The organism is Acinetobacter sp. Lyrl_1 (genome assembly GCF_051948795.1).
GTDB lineage: Bacteria > Pseudomonadota > Gammaproteobacteria > Pseudomonadales > Moraxellaceae > Acinetobacter > Acinetobacter towneri.
Genome location: NZ_JAYJLK010000095.1, coordinates 1 through 1036, shown reverse-complemented (window position 1 = coordinate 1036; position 1036 = coordinate 1). Strand labels below are relative to the sequence as shown.

Here is a 1036-nt window from a genome sequence, read left to right as displayed (position 1 = left end):
CTGCCATAAAACATAATCCATATGTTTAAAAACAGTAAAACCTTTTTTTTCCAGATCTTTTAAAAATAGTTGAATATGATGATCAAATTGTACTTCCTCAGGCAATTTTTTAGAGGCTTTATCCTCCTTCTTCAGATTAAGCACACTGTCGAAATGCGTCTTGAGTTTTTCTAACAATAGGTCTTCGCGCTGAATCGGAACTTCGGTTTCACTGCGTTCCTTTTCCCAGCATTGTAATGGTGACGTGTTTTGTAATATATACGCTTGTGGTCCATTGAGTAGTTGCTGAATCCGTCTATAACATAGCATCACAAAGGCATTGAAATAGATATGCTGAGTTTGCCATAACTCCGTCTCTTCTTCGCCATCCTGACGATAGATGTTGCCATACTTTGTTGAGAGCAATGTGTAAGAAAAAACATAAGCATTATTATAATTTGAATAGATAGGGAGCAAGCCACTATCGAGGTTCATTTTAAAAATTGCATCATGAATCGCCAGCAACCGTTCAGATTGAATACATCCTTGATCAAAAATTAATGAAATACACATACATTCAAACAAGGTATTCACTAATTTTTGTTGCTCTTTATCTGTAGATTCTAAAAGGATGCCTTGGGTTTGTTGTGCGAGATAATCCCCCCAATTTAAATAAAGTTCTTCTTTTACCTTGGCGAGCATAGTGCCCTGCTGTAGTTTGTAAACAGAAAAAATATTGTCCAGACGTTTAGGTGTGTAGACGATCCAATCGGGCAACTTAATCTCATAGCTCTCGGCATAGGAAGGGTAATCCTTTTGCCACTGCTGGTTTTTCTCCTTACAAATCTGTTTCACTTGTTTAAAACAGAATTGAAGGTAATCTGCAGCATTGTCCTTAAATTTGGATGTTTGGCAGAGCTGCTCTAAAACTGCTCTATGGATATTGAACTTGTCCAGAATTTGCTGATCAAGCCACTTAAAATCAATTTGAGCAAGGTCAGAATTTACATTTGTGTATGTAGCAGTGATCAGCTGAGAAATTTCTTTAAAAATGTCT

Annotated in this window: 1 pseudogene; it reads right to left on the bottom strand. The window is 36.7% G+C overall.

Going from position 1 to position 1036, the window contains the following annotated elements:
• Positions 1 to 1036 (bottom strand): annotated as a pseudogene (locus VF675_RS13660) (hypothetical protein); the annotation flags it as partial.